This window comes from Streptomyces roseicoloratus (genome assembly GCF_004117935.1).
Classification (GTDB): Bacteria; Actinomycetota; Actinomycetes; order Streptomycetales; family Streptomycetaceae; genus Streptomyces; species Streptomyces roseicoloratus.
The window spans coordinates 142,287-164,739 of the sequence record NZ_SDOY01000144.1; the positions used below are offsets into that span (position 1 = coordinate 142,287).

Consider the following 22,453-nt stretch of genomic DNA (forward strand, 5'->3'; position numbering starts at 1 on the left):
GGAGGGCGTGCGGGTCGGTGGGGGCAGGGCAGGTCTCCTGTGACGTGGGGACGGTGGTCAGCGGCTTCCATGGGCGGCACGGGCCGCCGCGGCGTACGCCTGGGGCAGGGGAGTACGGGTGCGGGGGCTGGCGGATGCCCAGGAGTTGCGGGCCCAGGTCGCGGCGCGGGCGGCGGCTATCCGGGCCTGCTGCCACGCGCCGAGCTCCGAGGGCCGCACCGACACCGAGGTCGTGCGGATCCACCGGGAGGGCGGGATGTTTCCGCGGGGGCGCATCACCGGCTGTGGGTCGGCCAGCGCGGCCGAGAACGCCTCGATCAGGTGCATCGGTGTGCTCGGGGTGAGCACGGCGTCCCAGGTCCGGCCGTGCTCGGTCCGGGCGCCGGCCCACCAGTGGGCCTGGCCCTCGCCGGTCTGATGGAACTGCAACCATGCGTTCCGGTCTGGGCTGACGGCGGTGAAGTGCTGGGCCCGCTCCGTCTCCCAGCCGTGCTGTTGGAGTGGTGCCCACGGGTTGGGGGCGTGCGCGGAACGCGACTTGGTGAGGGCATCGGTGAATCCTGCGACGATTTCCACGGGGGTCTGCGGGGTGAAGGTGACGTTCCACTCCGGCTCATGGCCGTTGGCCTCGCCGGCAATCGTCCAGCCACCCGGTCGGACGAAGGGGTTGTAGTCGACGCGGACCGTACGGTCTGGGCTGGTGAACACCAGCGGCCCGCCGGTCCTGGACCGGTCGGTCCATCCGGCGGCACGGAGGAACTCCGAGACGTGCCGGATGTCTCCGCCTCCGGCGAGGTGGCGGGGCTCGACCAGGTAGTGCTGCTCAGCCTGCTCGCCCGCTCCCCAGCCGGGATGCTGCTTCTTACTCATCGGCGCCGCCTCACGACCAGAGCGGAGGCCACCGGTGTCGGCGAAGCCGACCGGGTGGGCGCCGGGGCTTCGGCGAGGGCACGGAGGGTGCTGGCGTTCTCGTCCAAGTCACGGCCGACGGCGGCCAGCTCGTTCGCGGCGCGGCCGACGGCGAGCCACACCTCGGGCGGCAGGATGCCCCGCTCGGAGTGCGTCTTGGCGAACTGCGACCCAGTGCTCATCAGACCGGTGATCCGCCCCAGGATCCCGTCGTCGAAGTCGAGGACCTGGCCGAGGATCCGGGCGGCCTGCTGGGGTGAGGCTTGGGCGAGGTGCTCGCTGAGCTGTCCGAGCTGGATGGCGATGCTGTCGGCCAAATGGATCGCGTAGGGCGTCGGGTCGTGCATGGGTCTCCAGGGACGGGGCGGTGCGGAGTGGTCAGCCGACCTGCGCGAGGCGGCGGGATTCGTCGAAGGTTGCCTCGGGACGCCCGCCGGCGAGTGGCGTGGGCCGGTCGGGGCCGCTGAGTACGCAGGCGTGCAGGTAGCGGCGGATCAGAATTGCGGCAAGGCGGGGCCTGCGGGTCGCCGTGAGGGGCGGAGAGGTACGTGCTGCGGGGCTGACGGGGACTCCAAGAAGGGGACGACGGGGTTGGGGCGAGACGGGACGTGTCACCGGCCGCGCTGCGGGGCCGACGTCAGTGGGGAGGCGGTCCGGGGGGCCGTAGTGCCCAGGGTGGTGCGGGTCGGGTGCCGCAGGACGACACCGATGCCGAGCTCGGCCAGTCGGGTACCAGCGGCTCGTACGGACGCTGCCTGCCGGGACGAGTCGTCGCCTGCGAGCACGAGCAGGCCCTTGTCTGCGTCGTGGACGAAGCCGTGGTCGGCGAGGACGGCGGCGATGTCGGGCCGCTCGGGCGGGGCGACGACGAGGGCGTCGCCGGACCAGGCCATCACCAGGTTCGCACCGTGGGGCGGGGAGGAGGCAAGGCGGGAGGCGTTGTGCCGCACCTGGGCGAGGGCCTTGTCGTAACGAGGCAGCAGACTGAGGACGACGTCCTCGGCCGCGCGGAAGGGATCCTCGGGCACGGCGATGCCGTCGGGTTCGCGGACACCTTGGTACGCGGCGACGGGGAGGGCGCCCGGGGCCAGGGCGGCGATGAGGAAGCCTTCGCCACGACCCTTGCGGTCCATGACGAACAGCCGGGTGCCATCGTCGCGGGTCAGGACGGCACAGTGGTCGACGATGTACGTGGCCGTCGCCTCGGCGACCTGGTCCATGTCCCACACGTCGACGGTGAGGTCGTCGTAGTTGGCGTGGCCTCCGTGGTCGGGGTGGTACTCGCTGGTCCACCTCCCGGGCAGTTCGCCGGCGAGAACAGAGGCGAACGAGGCGAGGGAGTCGTCGGGGTCGTGCATGGTCACCTCAAGAGAGCGGTGGAAGTCACCGCCTGCGGCCAGCAACGGTGGGGCCAGCGGTGACGGGACGGGGGCGGGGGCGATCCGGGACGGTGGTGGGCAGGCGCAGACTGCGGAGCTTCGGTTTCGCCCGAGGCGACTTCGGCGGTGCACTCCTGCCGTGTGGGGTGAGGCTCGTGCCGGTCGGCCAGGTTGTTGCGGGAGCGGGAGAGGCCGGACCAGACGACGTGGAGCCGACTGTCGGTGAGTTGAGCGCGAGCCGACTTGCCGGCCTGTTCGCCAGCAGAGGTGATCCTGGGCCCGACGAGGCGGGTTCTCCCAGCTGCGGCCTACTGCGCGTGACTTCGCCGGGCGTACCCGTTGAGCGGAGCTCGTTGACGCGGGGGATCACCGCCCGTCCCGGGCGTCGTCGATGTGGACGAGCTGGTTCAGCTCTGTGGTCGTGTACCAGCCGCAGTCGATGAGGGCGGCGGAGGGGTGTCTCGGCAGGAGGTGGTCCTCCAGGGCGCGCAGGTAGATCAGGCAGTCAGGGCACCGGCGCGAGAGGTGGACCATGTACCGGGGGTGGGCGGTGATGTACGACTGCTGGCCGCCGGTCGCATCGCGCAGCCGCCATCCGTCCTCGTCGGTCGGAGTGTGCCAGGACGGGGCGACGATGTGCATGGCGTCCCCCCAGAGATCCCCGTCAGCCACGCCCTTGAGGACGACGACCTGCTCGCCGGCCTGGAAGTGCCGGTGTGTGACGTCCCGGTCCGGAGTGATCGGGTCGGGAGTCGGCGCGAGTACCGGGGTGCGCGGGGGCGAGCTGGGATCGGTCACGCGAGGTCCTTCTGAACAGTGGGGTGGCGGTGTGAGGAACAAGGGTCCGGAGGATCGCCGGTTTGGCCAACCGGCGATCGGCGCCTATATTTCGCCGCCGTCAGCGAAACGGGTTCTCCGTTTCCCGGTCGTCGTCGGCCGCGGCGTCGAGGAGTTCTAGCAGGTCAGCGCCCTCCGCGTTGCGCTGGTCTATCCACCATCCGGCCCGGGTGATCGCGCGCGCCTTCTCCTCCAGCTCCGTCCAGTCGGTCTCGTCCCACGTGCCCTCGGCGACGAGTGCGGTGTGTGCGGCCGTCATCAGCTGGTGGCGGGAGCGCCCGCCCCAGTCCAGGGCTCGTTCGGGCCCTTCCAAAGGCGGCATGTCGAATTTCTGGGCCCACTCGGCGGCGGCCTGCTGCTCCTCGGCGCGCTTGGTGGCGAGCCACTGCTCCTTGGACTCGGTATCAGCGTCGCGGGCCTCCTTCCAACAGTCTGTGCAGTCCCGGCCGGCGAGCCAGCGGACGAAGCCGGCTCGCCGGTCGGCCGGACGGTCGGAGAGGTCGTGGATGACCTGGTGGCCGCAATGGTGATCGACGTTCCACTTCGTACGGACAGCCATAAGTGATCTCCTCAAGTCGGATTCGGAAGCCAGTTGTGCGGATGAGTGGGTCGCAGGGCGTGCGACGCCCTGCGGCGCGTGCGGCGGCAGCCTCGTGCAGCTCGCGGTGACGGAGCCGGAGCTGGTGCCCCAGAAACACGAGCCTGATGGTCGTGTGTCAGCGGCGGCGGACAACGCCGGTCGCGGCTGCCGGTGCCGGAGGAGTCACGGCAGGAGAGACGCCTGTGCGCGCGCCGGTTGCCAGCGTGGTGGCGACGATGCGGGCTAGTTCGATCAGGTCCGCGCCGTCTTCGAGCCAGACGGCCATGGCGTCAGTCCCCTCGCCCGCAGCGGCCGCGCCGAGGCCGGCCTCGACGCGGTCCACGAGGGCCGTCTGGCCGGCGGAAAGGGACGGGCCCTTCCCGCGGCGCAGAAGGTCTATGACGGGCGGCGCGTGCATCAGGAATCGGTCGAGTGCGGCGTTGAGATCGCTGTCGGCACCGGTACCGGGTTCGAGGTTCCCCACCCAGCACAGGTCCTCCTCGGCCTCCTCCAGCCGTGAGATGAGCACAGCATGCTCGTACTCGGGCAGAAGAGAGGCGCCGATTCTGGCTGCGAGGCCGGAGATGGTCCGCGCGGCGACGCAGCGGGGAGCCGGACCGGTGACGTTGAGGTGGTCGGGGCTCGGGAGGAGCGCTCCGGCCAGGTACTGGCCGTCCCATGGACGCTGGGCCAGCAGAAGCTCGGTGCCGGCGCCGTCGCGGAGTATCGCGGCACAGGGGACGCGGTAGTCCGTCATCGTGGCCAGCAGAGGTCCCGTGTTCCAGAGCCAGGATGTGAGGCCGTCCTGATTCGTTTTCTGGGGGAACCGCTCGATGGTGGCCTCCCAGGCACCGGGCAAGTGGGAGGCCACACCTGAGGCGATATCTCCGAGGAACCGGTGGGGGCTGGTGACGACCTTTACATGGAGGCCCGAAGCGGCCTGCTGAAGGCTGCTCAGGCAGGCTCGGGCCTTGTTGGGGTCGCCCAGAGGGAGGCGGTGCAGACCGTCGTCCTCCTGGGGGAAGCCCGCTATGGCCAGGACGGTTTCGGCCCACTGATAGGTGTCTCCGCCAGGCAGGCCGACGATGGTGTCCTGCCCGCTGAGATGGAGCGTGACGGTGGAGACAGAAGTCAAGGCGCGGTCTCCTTGAGCCGGGCTGGTCAACGGTGGGGGCGGTGGGCTGCGACGGGTGGCGACGGCTGTGAGGTCATCGTCAGCGTGGACCGGCTACCTGTTGATGGCGGAGTGGCACCGATGCGAGGCGCGTACAGCGCCCGGTCGAGCTCCACGTAGTACTTGGCGGCGGTCAGCATGTTGGCGGCCCAGGTTGCGTGCTCGTTCTCCCATGCCTCGCCCATGTCGAACGGCAGATGGATCCAGGGCCCGCGGAGGGACGGTTCGAAGAGGAATCCAGCTCGTTGCAGGACTGCTGTGGCGAAGGAGTCGGTGGGCCCGCCGTTCACCTCGACCTCGCCGCCTCGTCCGCGGGTGATGCCGATCGGTTCGCTGCTGGGCGTCATCGGCTCCGCCCTGCCCCAGACGACGCCGTCAGGTGGACGGTCGGCGCATAGTCGGGTTTCGGAGGGATCAGCCGCGCGCCGGGTCGTGTCGTGGTGGGCGACGATTGGCGCTGCGGTGAGCGGGCCGCGGCGGCCTGCGCGATTCGGCTGCGGCGCTCCATCAGCCCGTGAGGCGGGGCCGGGCCCAGCGGGCCGGCGGAGGCTGCCGGGTCGAGGAGAAAGTCGGCGTGCACGGCGTAGCCCATCCGACGCAGGTCGTGGACGGCCTGGCGAGTGCGACGCGACCCGTCGTGCTCAGGATCCGTGAGTCGGAAGAGCCTGGGCTCACCGGGGACGGGCTCGAACTGCTCCCGGACGAGGAACCAGTGGGCGAGATGCGCGGGCGTGGACGAGGTGAACGAGGCGACGAAACCGTGGTCGTCGTGTGTCCCGAAGACGAAGTGGGTGCCAGGATCCAAAAGGCGGGCCTTTCTCGACGGTGGTGCAGCTCAGCGGGCGGGCGCACAGGCCGGGGTAAGGCCGGCGACATTGGGGGAGTCGGGCCGGAGCAAGGGCGCCGCGTGGGGTTCAGCGCGTACGGCCGGTAGCGGAACCCGAAGGCGAAGGCATGGGCGGTAGCCCATCGGCTCGCATGGACGGGGCGGCAGGCTGGGCCGGGACGAGGACACGCATTACGTCGGTGGCGACGTGGAGGTCTTCGCCGATGCGGCGCAATTGGCGGGCTGCGTGAGCGAGGTCGTCGTGCAGGTCCAGTCCATCTTCGGTCCCGGCTTCCTTGGCCTTCTCGCCTGCCGCGTCGAAGAACTCCTGCAGTCGTTCGAGGAGGCCGTCGATGGGATCGAGGATCTGGTCGGTGAGGGCGGCGGCTTCCTCGTACGAGCGGGAGGATCTGAGCTGGTCGGTCAGAGCGAGGACGGCCCGACCGTAGACGTATCGGCCATCCGGTTCGGTGGGGGTGCTGTCGGCTGGGGAAGCAGGTTGGGCGCCGTGAGTGATCTGAATTCCTCGGAGCGTCGTGGGTACCGGTGTTGCTCGGGCGGTTCTCAGTGCATGCGGGCGTCGGTGTCGAACAGGGCCCGTTCATGGGGGTGCAGGACGTGCTGGACGATGAAGCTCCTGCCGGCGACCTTCCACAGGCCGCGCCCGCGGTTGAGGTGGGCGATGGCTTCGGTCTCGACGCTGGTCAGGCCCAGCAGGGAGGCAGCGGCGTTGAGTTGGTCGGATTCCTGCCGGTAGATGATGCGGGTGGAGCAGTCGGCCAGTAGCCCTTCCGCGAGGGCGCGGCCCTGAGAGCCGGCATCGCCGGCGGTCAACAGGTCGGAAAGCCGGTGGATCACCATCAGGTTGGCGATGCCGAGGCCGCGGCTCAGCTTCCACTGCGCCTGCATGCGCTGGAGAAGCCCCGGGTGACGCATGAGACGCCACGCCTCGTCGTAGACGATCCACCGCCTGCCGCCGTGCGGGTCGGTGAGGGCGGATTCCATCCAGGCGGAGGCGCAGGTCATGGCGAGGACCAGGGCGGTGTCGTCGCCGGATCCGCCGAGCCGGGACAGGTCGATGGTGAGCATCGGACTGTTCGGGTCGAAGACGACGGTGGACGGGGCGTCGAACATGCCGGCCAGATCGCCGTGGACGAGGCGGCGCATGGCGTGAGCGAGGTCGCGGGCTGCTTCCCCGAGACGCCCGGACATGGTTCCCGCCACGTGGTCGAGCTGGTCGGGATTGTTGAGGGCCGCGGCGATGTCGCCGAGTAGCGGGGATCGTCCGATGGCGGCGGCTCGTGTCACGACGGTGTCGAGGGCGACGTCCAGCGCGGTGTGCTCCATCGGCAGCAGGTCCCGCCCCAGGACCGTGCGTGCCAGCGAACCGAGCAGGAGCAGGCGGCGCTTACGGATCTCGCCCGCCCAGTCCGTTTCCGGGACGGAGGTCGGTCTGGGCGCGGCGTCGAGGGGGTTGAGCCTACCGGGCAGGCCAGGACCGAGGGCGACGGACGTGCCGCCGAGCGCGGAGGCGACGGCCGTCCACTCCCCCTTGGGATCACAAGGGACGTAGATCCGGTAGCCGAAGGCGACCGACCGGAGCGCGAAGCTCTTCGCCAGAGCGCTCTTGCCCTGGCCGATCACGCCGGCGAGAAGAATGTTCGGGTTGGTGAAGCCTTCGACGCGGCCGTAGAGGGCGAACGGGTCGAACACGAAGGAGGCTTCGGCATGGACATCGCGGCCGATGTAGATGCCCTCGGCGCCGAGACCGCCCTCGGCGAGGAACGGATACGCCCCCGAGGCGGTGGCGGTGGTCATGCGGTGCGCCGGCAGCTTCAGCCTCCCGCCGCGGGCGGAGGCGAGGCCCGGACGCCCGCTCGGCGGATAGAGCGGAGACGGCATCGTCTGCTCGGCGGGCTCGGTACCGGCAGGGTGGGAGCTCGCTTCGGCGCGGGCCTTGGCGGCGGCCTCGGCGAGCTGCCGACGTGCCGCCCTTCGGCTGGCGCGGTCGGCGGTGTGGGGCGTGAACAGTGGGGAAGCGGAGGCGCGACGGGCTCGGCGTGCGGGCCGGTGGTTCATCGGGGGCCCTCTCTCCGGCGTGCTCCGCTCACCGGGCGCACGCGGTGGCGTGCGCGGGGAGCGGGCTGCTGAGGTCGGTTGGGGTGGTCTTGCGGCGCACGCTGTGCCCGGCGGCGAGGTGGCGCTGGCAGATGGTCAGCACCGGAGGGCCTTCCGTCAGACGGTCGGGGTGACACTCCGACGCGTCGGTGCGGTCGCGGGAGACGGTGGGCAGGAGGTGGAAGGCGGAGTGGACTTCGGCGATGGCCTGCCACAGCCGGGTACGCGCCGCGGCGAGGTGACGGCCGGCTGCCGGGTGCGGGGGACGGACAGCATCGGACAGCTGGTCGAGCAACTGGTGCACCTGGGTGAGGTGGGCGTGCAGCACGTCGAGGTGCGCGCGGTCCACCGCCGTCCTGTGCTCGGCCGCCTGCACGGTCCGAGCGAGAACACGGGTGTGATGGCGGATGCCCGCACTGGCGGCCCGGAGGTAGGGGTGCGCGTCGTCGGGACGCGAGCTTGTGCGCAAAAGAGGGATTCCTTCCTGTCACCGGGCGGGGGACAGGGCGAGGGAACAGCGACGGTTCGAGGCCGCCGCTGTCAGAGGGCGGTGCGGGCGAGGGGCAGGGCACCGAGGGCGAAGGCGTCAGGCTGTTGGTAGAGGAGTCGGCGCAGGTCGACTCCGGCGGTGACGGCGGCGGTCTCGATCTGGGCGCAGGCCGCGTCGAGGAGGGCGTCTGTCTCGGCGGTGACGGTGAGCAGTCCGGTCAGAGCGACATCGGCGTGTCCGGCGATCAGTTGCCGCTCGCGCTGCTTGACGTCGGCGTACTCGACGGAGTCGGCCTCGGAGTCGACCTGCCCGCGCCGTGAACGCTCGCTGGCGTCGGCGATGATCGCGGCCTTCTTCCGCTGGACGTCGCGCAGCGCGGACTCGAGCCCCTGCGGCACGTATATAAGGGACAGGGTCCGCCGCACTCCGGCCGTGAACATGAGCCCGTGCAGGAACCCGGCGCCGGTTTCGGTCCTCGGCCAGTCCTCGACCCAGTAGGTGGCGTGACGGGCGGAGTCGGTGGCGATCCGGTCGTACTCCTCGACCTGAACGACGGGGCCGGCGGCTGCGGCGTCCGCCTCGGCGCACCCTGTCTCGGACCACTGCTGCAGGGTTCCGAGGGCCTTGGGGTCGTAGGCGGTACGGATGACACCGGCGATCTCCCGGGTGCTGAGCCAGCCGGTCACTGTCAGGCCCGCGCTGCGGGCGGCCTGGGCGATCGAGGAGGTGGTCTGCTCCAGGACGGTGAAAGCGCCGTTCAGACCGCCGCCGGCCTGAGAGACGAGGCGCTTGGCGGCCTTGAGGTCCAGGGAGATGGCGAGGTACGCCTCGTGCGGGGCGGCGGTCGGGCCGGCGGAAGCGACGAGCTCGGCGTACACCTGCCCGGCGACCGGGGCGTCGGCCTGCCCGTATTGCGCCCAGTGACGGGCGAGGGTGTCGCCCGAGTCCGGCACGGTGCGCTCCAGGACCTGAACGGTGGCGACATGACCGGTGCGGGCGACGCCGGCGAGCGCGCGGCCCCATGCGGAGACGTTGTGGTTCTGCGTGGCAGGGTCGAGCAGGGCGAAGGCGCGGCTGGAGACCCGCGCGATGGCTGTGAGGGTCTGGCCGTGGGGGTCATGGACGGCGGCGGCGCCGTTGGCGGAGTCACCGGGGGTTACGACCTTGAGCGAAGCGTCGGTGCCCGGCAGGTGCAGGACGCCGTCCTGCCGGGGGCGGGAGACAGGCCGGGCGAGCCAGAGCGTCTGTCCCGTACGTCGGCGGTGGGCGTAGCGGGCGACGACCGGGGCCCAGTCGATCAGCGACCGGCCGTCGCGGCGGACCACGACCAGGGCGGCGACCGCGGCCCACAGCGGAACCAGGGCGATGGCGCCGACCAGCCCGGTGGAGAGCACGGTTGCGAGGAGGAGCGCCAGTGCCCCCGAGACGAGGACGAGCTGGGGAAGGGACAGGCCGAGCAGAATGCCTCGGCGGGACCGGTGAGGGAATTTGACCGTGACCGGGGCGACGGAGAGATCAGACAAGTGGGCGGTCCAGACGTGCGCGGGGTGGTCGCCCCGGGGCGGGAGGTGTGGGATGCCTCCCGCCCCGGGGTTAAGCGGATCAGAAGCTCAGAGGCCGGCCGGAGGGGGCGGGGAGGCCGACCATCCGGCCCCGGCCGCCGAGTCAGACGTGGACGGGGCGCCCTGTGGCGGCGGGCTGGTCGACGGCGGCGTGGACTGCCACCCGCCACCCTGGCCGGTTGCGGCGCCGGTCCCGGAGCCACTCGGTCCAGTGCTGCCGCCGAACTGGCCGCTGGTGTCGTCGGAGACGCTGGTCGGCGGGGGCTGTGCCGCCTTCTCCAGGCTGGACAGCGCGGCGTCCCCACCGGGAGAGACGCCCGATCCGGCGCTCTGCGAACTCTCCTGACCACCGGTCGGGTTGGAGGCGATGTCGCCGGGGAATCCGCCCCCACCAGGGACTGAATCGGGCCCCTGTGGAGCAGCACCTGCGCCGGCCGCGGCACCACCGGTTCCGGCGGTGGCCGCCACTTGGGCGGCCTTACGCGTGGCCTTCTCCGTGTGCTGCTTGGCGAGTTGGGCGCCAGCGCCGCCTGCGCGGTGGAGCGATTCTCCGTCCGATCCCTCTGCCGCCCAGTGGACGAACTTGAAGGTCGCGTAGGGGCACAACAGGATCAAGACCATGATGACGATGCCGGCCATGACGTCGGCGAGCGCGGCCAGGCCGTCGTCCGCTTCGGTCTTACCCATTGCTGCGATACCGAGGACGAACACGATCGTCATCAAGAGCTTGGAGACCACCAGGGTGGCGGTGGCTTCGATCCACCCGCGCCGCCAGCGGCGGGCCACCTCCCAGCCGCCTCCGGCGCCCGCGAACACAGCCAGCGTGACCATGAGCAGAATGCCCACCTTGCGGGTCATCATGATGCACCAGTACAGGAGCGCACCCATCGCGGCGCCGAGGCCGACGAGAGCGGTGACGAGCCAGCCGAGCCCGGAAAGGGCAGCGATCTGCCCCACCTTGACGATCCGCCGGACCGCGGACTCGATATCCAGATGCGCGGCCTTGAACAACCCGTCGGAGAGGGCGTCGACAACCTCGATGGCCACGGTGGTGAACGCGATGGCGCAGAACGAGAACAGCACGCCGCTGGCGGTTCCCGTGAACGCTTGGGTGAGGGCTTGGCCGTCTCGGCGGACCGCGGCCCGGATGAGTTGGGCGCAGAACGTGGCGACCAGCAGGACGAGCCCGATGGGGAGGAGTAGTTCGTAGTTGTCGACGAACCACCCGGCACGAAGGTCCACGTTGGTCGTGGCGTTGACGGCCTTGGCGGCCAGGTCGGCTGCGGTGGCGGCGAGTTCGCCGGCGGACTTCGCCATCCAGTCGCCGATCGCCTTGCCCGGGTCGGACGCGAAGTCGACCGCATCGCCGACCGCGCAGACGGTGCCCGCGAGGGGAAGGTCGCAAAAGCCCATGAAGGTGGTCCCTCCTTTCGTTCAGGGTGGGTCAGGGCGCGACGCGCGGGGCGATGGCCACCAGCGAGCAGTCGTGGGACGGCCGGCACTGCACGGCGAGGGTTACGGAGCGGTCCTCCGCCCCACCGCCGCCCTTGACCCATGCGATCCGCTGCTTGCCGGTGACAGTTACGGCGTAGATGTACGCCTTGGTGATCGCGGCCGGATCCTCTGCGAGGGCCTGCTTGAACGCCGCCGGATAGTGGCCGTCGGCCATGGCCGCGCTGGCGTGCTGCTGTTGGTCGGCCATACGCGACCACAGGGTCGGGTCCGGCACCTGCGCGGAGACCGAGAGCCAGTCGCTGTACTGCGACTCCTTCGTCATCCAGAGCTCCATGCCGGCGATCTGCTCATCGCGGGTGGTGTCGCGGGTGTCGTAGGACCAGAGCATGGCCGCGGCCCGCTTGGCGAAGGCGACGGGATCGGCGATCCGTGGTGGTGCAGGTACCGAACCCGTACTGGCCTGCGGATTCCCGCTGCTGGCCGGTGTCGTCGTGCTGCTCGGTGATGATGAGGCGGGGCTGCCGGCGGACTCGGGGGGACGGTCGCCTTGACCGGTCAGCGTGGCGGCCAGGCCGGAGACGGCGATCAGGGTGATGAGTACGGCGGCGATCAGCAGGGCCCTGCGGGTTGACGACCAGCCCGTGCCGTAGCCCGATCGGGAGAAGGATGATTTCAGCATCAGTGGACCTGCGACCCTAGGGCGCTGAAGAAGGTGACGATGCCGTTGGCAGCGCCCAGGCCGAGGGCGGCGCCCGCCGCCACGAGCGCACCCTTCTTGCCGTTGGCCTCGGCCTGGTGGCCGCCGGTGTGGTGGCCCCAGGCCCACACGCCGAGCGAGACGGCGAGCGCGCCGACCACGGCGATGAGGCCGAACATGTTGATGCTGGAGACGACGTTCTTCAGGACGGACAGGCCGGGCAGTCCGCCGCCCTTGGGGGGTGATGCCGGGGTCGTAGGCGAGGTGGAGGACGCGGTCAGCGAACGGCATGGATATGGGGAAGCTCCTTGAGGGCGCAGGCCGAGGGCCCGGCGGGGAGGCGGGAGATGAAGGGAAGAAGCGCGACGAGCGCGGAGGACAGGCCGCCCGTGGTGTGGAAAGGCGGCGACGGGCGCGATGTCAGAGGACGCGACGCACTGCGAGGACGTCCCAGTCGGCGAGAGGCGTGATCCGTACGGGCCTGCCCGTCTTCGGCGCCTCGATCACGAGGCCCTGACCGATCGCCATGCCGACGTGCTCGGGCCGAGCGGCGGTGCCCCGGGAGAAGATCAGGTCACCGGGCTTCAGGCTCTTCGCCGAGACAGGCTTACCCTCGTTGACCTGCGTGTACGTGGTGCGGGTGAGCTTGATTCCGGCCTTGGCGTACGCCCGCTGCATCAGCGAGCTGCAGTCGCATCGGCCCATCGGGTCGGGGCCGTGCGGGGCCGCGCACGAGCCGCCCCACTGGTACATCGTGCCGAGCTGGTGCATCGCCCAGACGATCGCCGTGCGGGCCCGCGGGTCGGTGCCCTTCGGGATCGTGTAGCCCTTCGGGACGGCACCTTCGGGGATCGGCCCGAACGAAGAGCCGTCCGCCGTACTGCAGCCCGAGAGGGTGACCTTGTCGTCGGTGCCCTTGCCGGGGCGGTCGCGGCCGGCGCGGGGGAAGGTTGCGGCGACGGCCTTCTGCAGCGCGGTCGCGAGCGGCTCCCACTGGGCATAGGCGTCCGGGTAGCCAGAGCGCTGTACGACCTGCGCGGCCTGCGTCACCGTCATCTGCTGCCAGCCGTTCACCTTCAGCAGTGCCTTGTAGAACTGCTCGGAGGCGTAGACCGGGTCGCGGATCTGCTCGGCGGTGCCCCAGCCCTGGCTGGGCCGCTGCTGGAACAGCCCCAGCGAGTCGCGGTCACCGTAGGCGAGGTTCCGCAGCCGGGACTCCTGCATGGCGGTGGCGAGGGCGATGATCTGCGCGCGTTTGGGCACGTCGAGGCTGATGCCGGTGGCGATGATGGTCTGTGCGTGGGGGATCTGCTCGCCAGTTAGGTCGAGGCCCTCGATGCGGACGTCGGTGGCGTCCGCGCCGTCGAGGACGCGGGTCACCTGATCGGCGACCTTATCCGTGTCGAGGTCGGGAAGGCACTGGCCGATCGAGCCGGTGCTCTGGACGGCATCGCTGGAGGCGGCCATCGCCATGGCCGTGCCGCCGAGGAGGAGAGGGGAGAGGAAGACGACGCCGATGCCGGCGGCGACGACCTTCATCCGGAGCGGTTCTCTCGTCCGAGTCGGGTTGCGGGCGGGGGTGGGTAACGAGACGTCACAGAACGGTCCTTGAGGGTGCGAGGTCCGGCCTGCCGTGCACGCGTGATGACGGTCGGAAGGGACGCGGCGGCCGGAGGCGGGTGATCAGGAGAGACCGGGCGTGCGGGCGAGTTGCCGCTCGGACCGCGCGCCGGAATCGGTTCAGGCATGCCGGAGCAGGGAGAGCTCCAGGAGGCATGAGGGTGGGATGAGCCATCGGCGGTGTGCGCCGGGCGGTTCCAAAACAGTAGGGCCGAAATCCCGGTCGGCCAAAAAGTCGGCAACAAGGGGTCGGAACGCGACCCCTCTTCCATCCCCTTCTTGGTCGACCGGCGTTCTGCACCTAGAGTTTTGGAACTCTCCTCGCTCCTCCTGCTTCCGTGCCCCTGGGCTTCCGCATGCCCAACTCCGGCCCGCAGGACTTCTTATGAGCGAGCTGTCTCCACCCATTCGCCGCACTCGAACCGGGGTACCCCTTTGTCCTTTTCTCTCCACCAGGGCGACGCTCTCAGCGTCCTCGCCGGCCTGCCGGACGACTGCGTCGATTCCGTCATCACCGACCCGCCGTACAACAGCGGAGGCCGGACCGCGAAGGAGCGCACGAGCCGCAGCGCGAAGCAGAAGTACACGTCCGCCGACGCCATGCACACCCTCGCCGACTTCACCGGCGAGAACATGGACCAGCGCAGCTACGGCTTCTGGCTCACGCAGACCATGACCGAGGCCCACCGGCTCACGAAGGACGGCGGGACCGCGCTGCTGTTCACCGACTGGCGTCAGCTCCCTGTCACGACGGATGCGATCCAGGCGGCCGGCTGGCTGTGGCGCGGAGTGCTGGCCTGGCACAAGCCGCAGGCCAGGCCCCAGAAGGGCCGTTTCACGCAGAACTGTGAGTTCATCGTGTGGGCCTCGAAGGGAGCGATCGACGGCTCTCGCAACCCGGTCTACCTGCCGGGCCTGTACAGCGCGTCGCAGCCGTCCGGAAAGGCCCGGCAGCACATCACGCAGAAGCCCGTCGAGGTGATGCGGGAGCTGGTCAAGATCGCCCCGCCTGGTGGCACGGTCCTCGACTTCTGTGCCGGATCCGGTTCCACGGGCGTGGCCGCACTGCTGGAGGATCGTGCATTCATCGGTGTTGAGAAGACCCCGCACTACGCCGGGATCGCCGCCGACCGTCTGACCGAGACCATCCGCCAGACCCTCACTAAGGACGACGTCGGCCTGACTGCCTGACGTTCCAACTCCAGCTATTCGTCGAGGTCTTCAAGGAGCCGCCCTTCCATGCCCGAAACCGCGTACCCCGAAGAGGCTGGGGAAAGGGAACCGATACGCGTTCCGGATTCCCACCTCGAAGGGATCGAGGCCAGCGTCCGGAAACTGATGGAGCAGTCGGCGCAGCAGGCCCGGCAGCTCGACGACCTCGCCTCCGCACCCATGCCTTCGCCATCGCCGTTCGCTGCCTTCGGTATGCCCGGACCAGGCGGGTCGGCACCGGCTGTCTTGCCGCAGCCCCGGCCGATCCTGGAGCTGGAGGGCGAGTCGTACGAGGACGAGCTCGACGCGCTGTCGGACTGGGTCGACGACTTCCTCCTTCCCGTCTACGGAGCCGAGGTCACCACGGCGGCGCCGTGGTGCCTGCAGTGGCAGGAGCACAACGACGTCGTCGCCTGGCTCCACGCGCTCTGGCTCGCCTACCAGCAGCACAAGGACCCGGAGACCGGGCTGTCCGGCATGCTGGTGTGGCACCGGGACTTCCTCGCTCACACCATCGCCGCGATCCGGGGACCGGGCGGCCCGCTGTCGGCCTGCATGACCTCCCCGGACCGACCCTCGCACCGTCTCCTGCCCGGCCCGAAGCCCTCGGCCCGTACTGCGGACAAGTCGGACGAGCCCGGCGGTGACCTGGACCTGGCGGCGTGATGGCCGGGCCCGAGCACCGTCCGGTCTTCGGCCTGTCCTTCGATCCGCGGGCCCTGACCGACCTCCTCCAGGCTCCCGGAGACATCCGTGACCTCGCCCTCGCTCAGCTGCAAGACGTGGTCAACGCCCAGCTGTTCGGTACGAAGCTGACCGGCGACCTGTCGGGCTACCGCAAGCTCCTCGTCGACTCCCGCAAGGAGTGGAGGGTTGTCTACGCCGTGCGGCCGGCCCCATCGACCGCCCAGCACTCCAGCGAGGTCCACGTCGTCGCCGTACGACCACGCGCGCGCAACGACATCTACGACACCGTCGGGCACCGCCTCGGGATGGCGCGCCGGCCGCTGAGCGCCCGGACCCACGCCTCCCGCTCGCGTTCGCCGCAGCTCTCGCCCCACGGCCCCGTACCGGTGCCGGCACCGCTGCTCTCCGCGATGCCGGGCCTGCCCCGCCCCGCCCTCGGTGTCACGCAGCACTACGTCCGATGACGACAGGAGTCGAACCTCATGCCCCCTGACCTTCCACCGGGAGCGATACGGCGTGCGGTCTCGTCGCTCGACCTGCGTATCGAAGCGGCCACCGGCCACGACGTCGACACGCTCTGGGCCCACCGCGACCGAGGCATCCTTGACGAGCGGCAAACCGCTCTCGTCGACCGGCATCGCGCGCTGGTCAAGGCCGAGACCGCCGTGAGGTTCCACCGCACGCTGCTGCATCGGCTCTCCAGCGGCGAGTTCCCCGTCGATGCCGCTCTGCTGCAGCGCATCGGCCGTACGGTCGGCCAGCTGGAAGAAGCGGCCGACGAGCGCGCCGTCGTCGCGCGGCTCGTACTCGCCGACCTGGAGCCAATCGAGAGCTCCGCCCGCACTGCACAGCAGGCCGCCGGTGAACCGATGACGGCCGCCGACTACGCAGCGCTGCTGGCCATCGCTGGCGGCGCCAAGCTGTACGAGCACCTCCTGACGGGCCGGATGTCGGTGGCCACAGCCTCTGGTACCCGGATCCCGTACGCGCGGCTCCAACAGCTCGAATCCCTGGGCCTTGTCTCCCGAGTCACGAGCCACCCGGTGCACACCGGACAGCCGGTCGCGCTCACCGCGCCAGGCCGCGCGGCTCTGGCGAGCAGTCACCGCGGCAGCGCGGCGGCGGTGCCGACCGCACCTCGACCCGGGACGTGGCCGAGCGCGGCGCACAGCCGTCGATGACCCTCACCCCGACTCACCGAGAGGCCCGATGCCCCCACCCGAACTGGATCTTCGCCTCGACGGCTTCGAGGCTGCTGACGAACAGACCGACGAGGCGTTCTGGCACGCGATCGAGATCGAGCAGGACATGCTCACCGTGCTCGCCGAGCACCACACGGACGAGGACTCGGCCAGCTACTACGTCCTGCACAACGGAACCACCACCTACGGAATCCCCGGCGAGCCGCAGGTCGTCGCCCTCCACCTGCAGCGCGATCCCGCGGCGCGGACGTTCCGCTTCGAGCACACCTACCTTCCTCTGCCGGTCATGGCCCAGTCCTGGCTGATCTCCCGCGGCTGCCCGCCGGACGTTATCCGCCTGCCACCCGGCACAGGTACGGCACCGGCCGATGAGACGACCCGAGTGCTGGAAGAGCGGCTCATGGGCGACGGCGACCGCTTCGCCCTCCTGACCAGCTACACAAACGACGACCCCGACTCCATGCTCACCCTCGTCGTCCTGCGCGCGCTCGACGAACGAGCCCCGTCCCCCTTCCGCGTGCTGCAGGAGGACGTGGACACCGACACCTGGACACACACCCTGCGCGAAGGGGGCTTCGCCACCGCCGAGGGCGCGCTGCAGTGGTACGAGGAGCGCCTTGCCGGCAGCGCAGGCCCACTGCCGTCCGTGACACCAACGGCCCGCTCCCTCCAGACGTGGGGAGCCGTACCGCCGACCCCATTCGGCCGCCCGTCGGGCCGCCGCCGTTGACCCTCCCACGGGCTGGGGCGCGCGAAAGATAGCCGAGGATCGCCGGTTAGCCAAACCGGCGAATCTGCGGACTCTTGTACCGGCGCTGAGGGAGGAATCCCCGGGCCGCACCTCTCCCGTCCCATTCCTCCATGGAGGTTCATTCCGCATGCGCTCCACCCGAATTGCGATAGCCACCGCGATGCTCGGAGCACTCGCTCTGCCGCTGGTGACCGCGGCCTCGGCCACCGGCTCACCGGCAGCACTCCGCAGCAACGCGCACGCCGCTCTGCCGTCGATCCGTGACTGCGACCGGCCCGGACCGTGGGTGATCGGCGCCCGCGCCGTCACCATCCGCTCCAAGGCCACCACCAAATCCACCGCCGTCGGAATCCTCTACCGGGGGCATTCCTTCACCGTCCACAAGAGCAGCGGCGGCTGGCACTACATCACCGATCGGACCACCGGCGTGAAGGGATGGGTGTCGGGCACCTACGTCTACCGCGACGTCTACATGTGCCTCGACTGACCTTCTCTGTCGAATTCCACTCTCATCAGAAGGGATTGCCCGTGTCCGACGGCATAAGGGATGTGGTGGGCCCGATCACCGAGCAGATCGAGCAGCGCTTCGGCCTGAGCATGGACGCGCTCAAGGCCGCGGTCGAAGCGGCGCCGAACGCCCATCGGGAGGCCACCGTTGTCGTGCGCTGGCATGGGCTGCTCACCGAGTCGCAGGCCGCCTTGGAGCGGGCGGAGGACGACCTCCTCGCCGCCTTGGCTACCCAGCCCAGCGAGGTCGACGACCCGACGCTGGTTCTCGCTCACCGCGTTGACTCTGCTGTCACGATCCGTGACGGCCGAGCCGTGGCCCTCCGGCTCCTGCTGGAGCCGAACGCCGGCGGCCAGCAGGATGTGGAGGCCGAACGCCTGACGCGGCGCGGACCGGCCGTACCGACCCGCCCGGCGACGCGTTCCGCACCTGTGTCTGTGCCGCCCCGGGTGGTGGTTCGGTGAGAGTGCGGACCAAGCCGTGCAGCCAGGATGCCCGTCTCCACGAGGCTTTCGGTGCCCCAGTCACGGAGCTTTATGAACTGGCCGCCGGCCCGGACCCGTCTGCCGCTCTGACCCGCGCACTGGAGCTGCGCTCCTTCCTCGTCGTGGTCGAGGAGCAGGTCGCTCGCATTCGGGACCGCGTGCACGAGGCGATGTCGCCAGGGCGGGACATGAACGAACTGTCCGCCGACGAACTTCGGATGGACGCCCAGTGGCTCGAAGCGGCACTCGATGCCCGCAGCGGATACCGACGATCACTGGACGTCCTGCTGCGCACAATGCCTCCGTACGTGCAGCAGGACCGGGCAGTGCGTCGCACCCAGCAGTCCGTCACGGCCACGCTGCCGCCGGCCGTTGCCGCCCGGGCGCCTGTGCGTGTCCGGGCGGCCCACAGCCGCCGACCGTGAAAGCCCTTCGATCGACCGCTCTCACTTCCGCCGAACTTGCCGTACGGATTGAGGACTTGTACGGCGCCCCGCTCACCACACTCGAGATCCACGCTCAGACCCAACCCCCGGGCATGCTTGCCGCCCTACTCGGCAGCCGTCACGACCTGGACCTCGCCGAGCGGACCATCACCCTCCACCGTGACCGGCTCCTACAGCTGGTCCAACCCGAGCGCGGCATCGGCGTCCATGAGGCGTCCCACCTGCTCGACTGCGCTCGCCGCATCGCTGAAGCCGTTGCCGCCCGGGACGCCCAGGCCAAGACCGCCGCAGCGGTCCTGAACAGCCTGGGACGAGTTCGCGCGTGTGAGCCCCCGGCCGTCTCCGTGGCTCCCGCACCGCCGACGGCGACCGCGACCACAGCCCCGAGCCGCTGAGCCGAACGGGCGCGGCTCTTTCACCCCCTGGAGTACTCCCTTGGCCACCACCGGTCTGCCCGCGGGCAGCGACGCCGACATCGCCCGCGTCACCGAAACCCTCGGCATGATCACCCCGCGATGGAACGTCCGGATCCTGCTGACGCTGGGCTCCGGCCCCCTCCGCTACACCGAGATCTCGGACAAGATGCCCTGGCTCCTGAGCGGCCAGCTCCACCCCAAGCTCCGGGCCCTCAGCGATGCAGGGCTCGTCGAGCGCACGGAGCACACGTCGCGGCACGTCACCTACGGTCTCACCGATCGGGGCACGGCGCTGCTGCCGGTGTTGCCCGTGATCGCCTCCTGGGCAGAGGAGTTCCTGGAGAAGCCGGACGAGCCCCTGTCCGCGATCGAGCACGTCGAGGACAGCCTCACCCTGCTCACCCGTCGGCATGCCGCCGCGATCCTGTGGGTCTTGAAGTCCCGCGGGGAGAGCAGCGCGCGGGCCGTCGCCAGGATCGTGATGCCCGACGGGTACTGGACGAACATCTACCCGCCCCTGCGGCAACTCGCCGACGACGGGCTCGTGGTGAGCGCCGGCCCCGGTCAGCCCTATCGGCTGTCGTCATCCGGCGAGGGCCTGGGCCGCGTCTTCGGGGCGCTGTCGGCCTGGTCTGCCGGCCGAACCCTCGACTCCGGCGCCCAGCACCCGGTCTGGGGGAACGCGGACCGTGCTTCGCGTGCGGCCCCGAAGCACTGGACCAGCCACCGGCCCCGCCTTCCCCAGCCGGCCGTGCCCACCCGACCGGCACGACCTGCCTATGGCGACCTGTTCTCCCACGCCAACCCGGCTCGCATGCAGACGACGCTCCAGGCAGGAGGTGCGCGTCGATGACCTCCACCCGCCGCTGCGACGAGTTCGGGCGGGCCTGCTCGGCCCTGGCCTCACCCGAACTGATCCGTCTGGTCACCGAGATAGACGACAACGGCACCATCCCGCCCCGCGGCCTGGCACGTACCCTCCCGGATCTCTCGCCGCATCAGCTCCGGCACGCCACCGAGCAGGCGCACACTCTCGGCCTTGTCCGTACACGACAGGGCCTCAGCCTCACCGAGTCCGGTATTCAGCTGGCCGAGGTCTACGACGAAGCCGCCCGCTGGGCTCGTGCCCATGGCTACCCGGGCGTCACCAGCACCTTCGTGACACGGGTACGAGCCACCCTCCAGCTCCTGGGCAGCGCCGACGTATCCGGGCGGCGCCAGGAACGGAACGGCGAGATCGGTCTCGTGGTCTCGCTGGAGGCCGCCGAAAGCCTCACCGGTCCGAAGACCGCCGTGGAGTCGTGGATCGCCGGACATGGCGGAGCCGACCTCTCGGCCACCGATGCTCTCGACGGCGCGCGGCAGGCGGCGTAACCCGGCCACCGGCGGGGTCACCGACCTCGGAACGCATCCCACAGCCGTGCGGCATCCGCCCAGGGCGTGTGCCAGTCCCTCGCCTGACCGGCTCTTCTCTTCCTCCATCCCGCTGAGGCGGGCTGCGCTCCTTGACGAAAGCGACGATGACCGACCTGATCGCCGGACCCCGGCACGCCCTCCACACTGCAGGACTGCTGCGCGGCATCTACCTGCCGCGCACGGTGGACGCCCTCGCGTTCGCCATGTCCACGTACGGCATCCCGCTCCTGGTTCTTGCGACCACCCGCTCGGCCGCGCTGACCGGTATCGCGTTCGCCCTGGAGTGGGTGCCTCGCCTGGCCGCGTTCGGATGGGCGGGCGCGGTCGTGGACCGCCGTGGCGCCTCGGTCGTCTTCTTCCTCGCCTCGCTCGGCCGCGCCCTGGTCATCGCCGCCGGTGCGATCATCCTCGTCCTCCACCCCGTCGGCATCGTGGCGACCGTGACGGTGATGGCCCTGGCCGCGACCACCGGAGTGCTCACCGAGTTCAGCTACATCGCCGCCGAGACCGCGGGTGCCGCCGCCGGCCGAGTGGCGGGGGAGCGGGCGCACCGTGTCCAGGCCGTCCTGCTGGGCATCGACCAGACCGCGACGCTCGCTGGACCGGCGCTCGGCGCGCTGCTTCTGCTCGCCGGACCACCCCGGATGCTGGCCGTCATCGCTGCCCTTTCGCTGCTCGCCGCCCTGCTCGCCCTGAGTACCCCGCCGTCGGTGGTCGCCCCCGCCCGGGCGCCGAAGCAGCGCGCAGGCGCCGGGCTGATCACCGGGCTGCGGACCATCCGGTCGTTGCCCGCCCTCGGTTGGCTCGTGACGGGCCTGACGATCTCCAACCTGGCGACGGGCTTCCTTCAGGCTGCCGGTCCCGTGATCGTCGTGGACCACTACGGCCAGTCCACCACGGCCGTCGGCATCGTCTGGTCGGCCGCTGCCGGGGCCACCCTGCTAGCCGTCACCGTCTGCCGGTTCGCCATCGACCGCCTCGGGTTGTGGCGAGTGGGAGCGACCTGTGCCGTAATCGCCTCGCTCGCCTGCCTCGCCGTCTCCCAGGCCCCCGACTACCTCTCGTACCTGGTCCTCGTCGCCGTCCTGATGGCCGGCGAAGGCGGCATGACCGTCGTCCTGCGCACCCTGCGTTCCCGCCTCATCCCCCCGGCGGTGTTCGGCAGCACCCTGTCGGCCACCATCCTCGTCCTCCTGGTGCCCTTTCCCCTGGCCGGCGTCCTGACCGCCCTGACCCCGTCCTGGGCGCTCGGCCACGTCATCACCGCTTGTGCCGCCCTGCAGGCCCTTGGCCTGGCCATCGCCTTCGCCCGCCTGCGCACCGACCAGGCCCTGGCTGCCTGACCCGACTCGTCCTCGTGGAGTTCCCCCGATGCCCACAACCCGCCTGGCCCCGCGCCGCCGAGAGGCCCGCCTCACGATCGCCGAGCAGTTCCACGCCTTCGACGCTCGCAACCCGCACGTCTACCGGGCCCTGGAACGACTCACCCGCGAGCGGCTGACGGCGGGAGCCACACGCATCAGCCTCAAGGCCCACTTCGAAGCGCTCCGGTGGCGGCTGCCGCACGGAGTACACGGCCTGAACAACAACTTCACGGCCCTCTACGTCAGGCAGCTGATCGCCGAGCACCCCGAGTGGGCCCCCGTGTTCGAGCTGCGCCGCCGCCGCACCCCCTGACTTCCC

General features: G+C 70.5%; 26 protein-coding genes and 1 pseudogene. 13 read left to right on the forward strand and 14 right to left on the reverse strand.

The annotated features are described in order from the left end of the window. Positions 1 to 57 precede the first annotated feature (57 nt). From ESG85_RS24330 to ESG85_RS24400, 14 genes and pseudogenes are all read right to left on the reverse strand, one after another. Complete coding sequence (locus ESG85_RS24330) at positions 58 to 870, reverse strand: SPDY domain-containing protein (RefSeq protein WP_128982728.1); 813 nt, start codon at positions 868 to 870, stop codon at positions 58 to 60. Next, on the reverse strand, positions 867 to 1,256 hold the full coding sequence (locus ESG85_RS24335; RefSeq protein WP_128982730.1) for a hypothetical protein: 390 nt from the start codon (positions 1,254 to 1,256) through the stop codon (positions 867 to 869). Before ESG85_RS24335 ends, ESG85_RS24330 begins: the two co-directional genes overlap by 4 nt. 264 nt (positions 1,257 to 1,520) lie before the next feature. Beyond that, entirely contained in the window at positions 1,521 to 2,267 is a 747-nt protein-coding gene (locus ESG85_RS24340; RefSeq protein WP_128982912.1) for a hypothetical protein, read from the reverse strand. A gap of 387 nt (positions 2,268 to 2,654) precedes the next feature. Further along, on the reverse strand, positions 2,655 to 3,086 hold the full coding sequence (locus ESG85_RS24345) for a hypothetical protein (protein WP_128982732.1): 432 nt from the start codon (positions 3,084 to 3,086) through the stop codon (positions 2,655 to 2,657). Between the two features lie 100 nt (positions 3,087 to 3,186). Then, positions 3,187 to 3,684, reverse strand: a complete 498-nt coding sequence (locus ESG85_RS24350) for a hypothetical protein (RefSeq protein ID WP_128982734.1) — start codon at positions 3,682 to 3,684, stop codon at positions 3,187 to 3,189. A 157-nt stretch (positions 3,685 to 3,841) separates the two neighbouring features. After that, positions 3,842 to 4,840, reverse strand: a complete 999-nt coding sequence (locus ESG85_RS24355) for a hypothetical protein (protein ID WP_128982736.1) — start codon at positions 4,838 to 4,840, stop codon at positions 3,842 to 3,844. A 26-nt stretch (positions 4,841 to 4,866) separates the two neighbouring features. Continuing rightward, on the reverse strand, positions 4,867 to 5,226 hold the full coding sequence (locus ESG85_RS24360) for a hypothetical protein (RefSeq protein WP_128982738.1): 360 nt from the start codon (positions 5,224 to 5,226) through the stop codon (positions 4,867 to 4,869). Positions 5,227 to 6,269: 1,043 nt separating this feature from the next. Further along, entirely contained in the window at positions 6,270 to 7,784 is a 1,515-nt protein-coding gene (locus ESG85_RS24370) for a VirB4 family type IV secretion system protein (RefSeq protein ID WP_128982741.1), read from the reverse strand. Between the two features lie 28 nt (positions 7,785 to 7,812). Then, positions 7,813 to 8,292 carry a DUF6238 family protein gene (locus tag ESG85_RS24375; protein ID WP_128982743.1) on the reverse strand — a complete coding sequence of 160 codons (480 nt, stop codon included), beginning with the start codon at positions 8,290 to 8,292 and terminating at the stop codon, positions 7,813 to 7,815. Positions 8,293 to 8,363: 71 nt separating this feature from the next. After that, positions 8,364 to 9,836, reverse strand: coding sequence for an SCO6880 family protein (locus ESG85_RS24380; protein ID WP_128982745.1), 1,473 nt, complete (start codon positions 9,834 to 9,836; stop codon positions 8,364 to 8,366). 87 nt (positions 9,837 to 9,923) lie between these two features. Beyond that, positions 9,924 to 11,288, reverse strand: a complete 1,365-nt coding sequence (locus tag ESG85_RS24385) for an SCO6881 family protein (RefSeq protein ID WP_128982747.1) — start codon at positions 11,286 to 11,288, stop codon at positions 9,924 to 9,926. A gap of 31 nt (positions 11,289 to 11,319) precedes the next feature. Then, the gene (locus ESG85_RS24390; protein ID WP_128982749.1) at positions 11,320 to 12,009 is read right to left on the reverse strand and encodes a hypothetical protein; all 690 of its coding nucleotides are present in this window, start codon (positions 12,007 to 12,009) and stop codon (positions 11,320 to 11,322) included. Continuing rightward, positions 12,009 to 12,324: pseudogene (locus tag ESG85_RS24395) on the reverse strand (DUF6112 family protein). Before ESG85_RS24395 ends, ESG85_RS24390 begins: the two are co-directional and overlap by 1 nt. Before the next feature lie 123 nt (positions 12,325 to 12,447). Continuing rightward, positions 12,448 to 13,566 (reverse strand): C40 family peptidase, encoded by a 1,119-nt coding sequence (locus ESG85_RS24400; RefSeq protein WP_128982753.1) that lies wholly within the window; start codon positions 13,564 to 13,566, stop codon positions 12,448 to 12,450. Between the two features lie 516 nt (positions 13,567 to 14,082). Here ESG85_RS24400 and ESG85_RS24405 point away from each other — a divergent pair. The 13 genes from ESG85_RS24405 (at position 14,083) to ESG85_RS24465 (ending at position 22,447) form a co-directional block, all read left to right on the forward strand. Further along, entirely contained in the window at positions 14,083 to 14,838 is a 756-nt protein-coding gene (locus tag ESG85_RS24405; RefSeq protein ID WP_128982755.1) for a DNA-methyltransferase, read from the forward strand. A gap of 147 nt (positions 14,839 to 14,985) precedes the next feature. Continuing rightward, entirely contained in the window at positions 14,986 to 15,525 is a 540-nt protein-coding gene (locus tag ESG85_RS24410; protein WP_164986310.1) for a DUF4913 domain-containing protein, read from the forward strand. After that, complete coding sequence (locus ESG85_RS24415; RefSeq protein ID WP_128982759.1) at positions 15,525 to 16,010, forward strand: hypothetical protein; 486 nt, start codon at positions 15,525 to 15,527, stop codon at positions 16,008 to 16,010. The genes ESG85_RS24410 and ESG85_RS24415 overlap by 1 nt, the downstream gene beginning before the upstream one ends. 18 nt (positions 16,011 to 16,028) lie before the next feature. Next, a complete protein-coding gene (locus ESG85_RS24420; protein ID WP_128982761.1) occupies positions 16,029 to 16,727 on the forward strand; it encodes a hypothetical protein in 699 nt (232 codons plus the stop codon). Positions 16,728 to 16,755: 28 nt separating this feature from the next. Beyond that, the gene (locus ESG85_RS24425; RefSeq protein ID WP_128982763.1) at positions 16,756 to 17,478 is read left to right on the forward strand and encodes a hypothetical protein; all 723 of its coding nucleotides are present in this window, start codon (positions 16,756 to 16,758) and stop codon (positions 17,476 to 17,478) included. Between the two features lie 148 nt (positions 17,479 to 17,626). Next, on the forward strand, positions 17,627 to 17,986 hold the full coding sequence (locus tag ESG85_RS24430; RefSeq protein ID WP_246095253.1) for an SH3 domain-containing protein: 360 nt from the start codon (positions 17,627 to 17,629) through the stop codon (positions 17,984 to 17,986). A gap of 41 nt (positions 17,987 to 18,027) precedes the next feature. After that, positions 18,028 to 18,471, forward strand: coding sequence for a hypothetical protein (locus ESG85_RS24435; RefSeq protein ID WP_128982765.1), 444 nt, complete (start codon positions 18,028 to 18,030; stop codon positions 18,469 to 18,471). Further along, positions 18,468 to 18,917 carry a hypothetical protein gene (locus ESG85_RS24440; protein ID WP_181019096.1) on the forward strand — a complete coding sequence of 150 codons (450 nt, stop codon included), beginning with the start codon at positions 18,468 to 18,470 and terminating at the stop codon, positions 18,915 to 18,917. Before ESG85_RS24435 ends, ESG85_RS24440 begins: the two co-directional genes overlap by 4 nt. 113 nt (positions 18,918 to 19,030) lie before the next feature. Next, entirely contained in the window at positions 19,031 to 19,333 is a 303-nt protein-coding gene (locus ESG85_RS24445; protein WP_342781380.1) for a hypothetical protein, read from the forward strand. Positions 19,334 to 19,373: 40 nt separating this feature from the next. Next, complete coding sequence (locus tag ESG85_RS24450) at positions 19,374 to 20,207, forward strand: winged helix-turn-helix transcriptional regulator (RefSeq protein WP_128982771.1); 834 nt, start codon at positions 19,374 to 19,376, stop codon at positions 20,205 to 20,207. Further along, on the forward strand, positions 20,204 to 20,728 hold the full coding sequence (locus ESG85_RS24455; RefSeq protein ID WP_128982773.1) for a hypothetical protein: 525 nt from the start codon (positions 20,204 to 20,206) through the stop codon (positions 20,726 to 20,728). The genes ESG85_RS24450 and ESG85_RS24455 overlap by 4 nt, the downstream gene beginning before the upstream one ends. Before the next feature lie 146 nt (positions 20,729 to 20,874). Next, positions 20,875 to 22,113, forward strand: a complete 1,239-nt coding sequence (locus ESG85_RS24460) for an MFS transporter (protein WP_128982775.1) — start codon at positions 20,875 to 20,877, stop codon at positions 22,111 to 22,113. A 28-nt stretch (positions 22,114 to 22,141) separates the two neighbouring features. Next, complete coding sequence (locus ESG85_RS24465; RefSeq protein ID WP_128982777.1) at positions 22,142 to 22,447, forward strand: hypothetical protein; 306 nt, start codon at positions 22,142 to 22,144, stop codon at positions 22,445 to 22,447. Positions 22,448 to 22,453 lie beyond the last annotated feature (6 nt).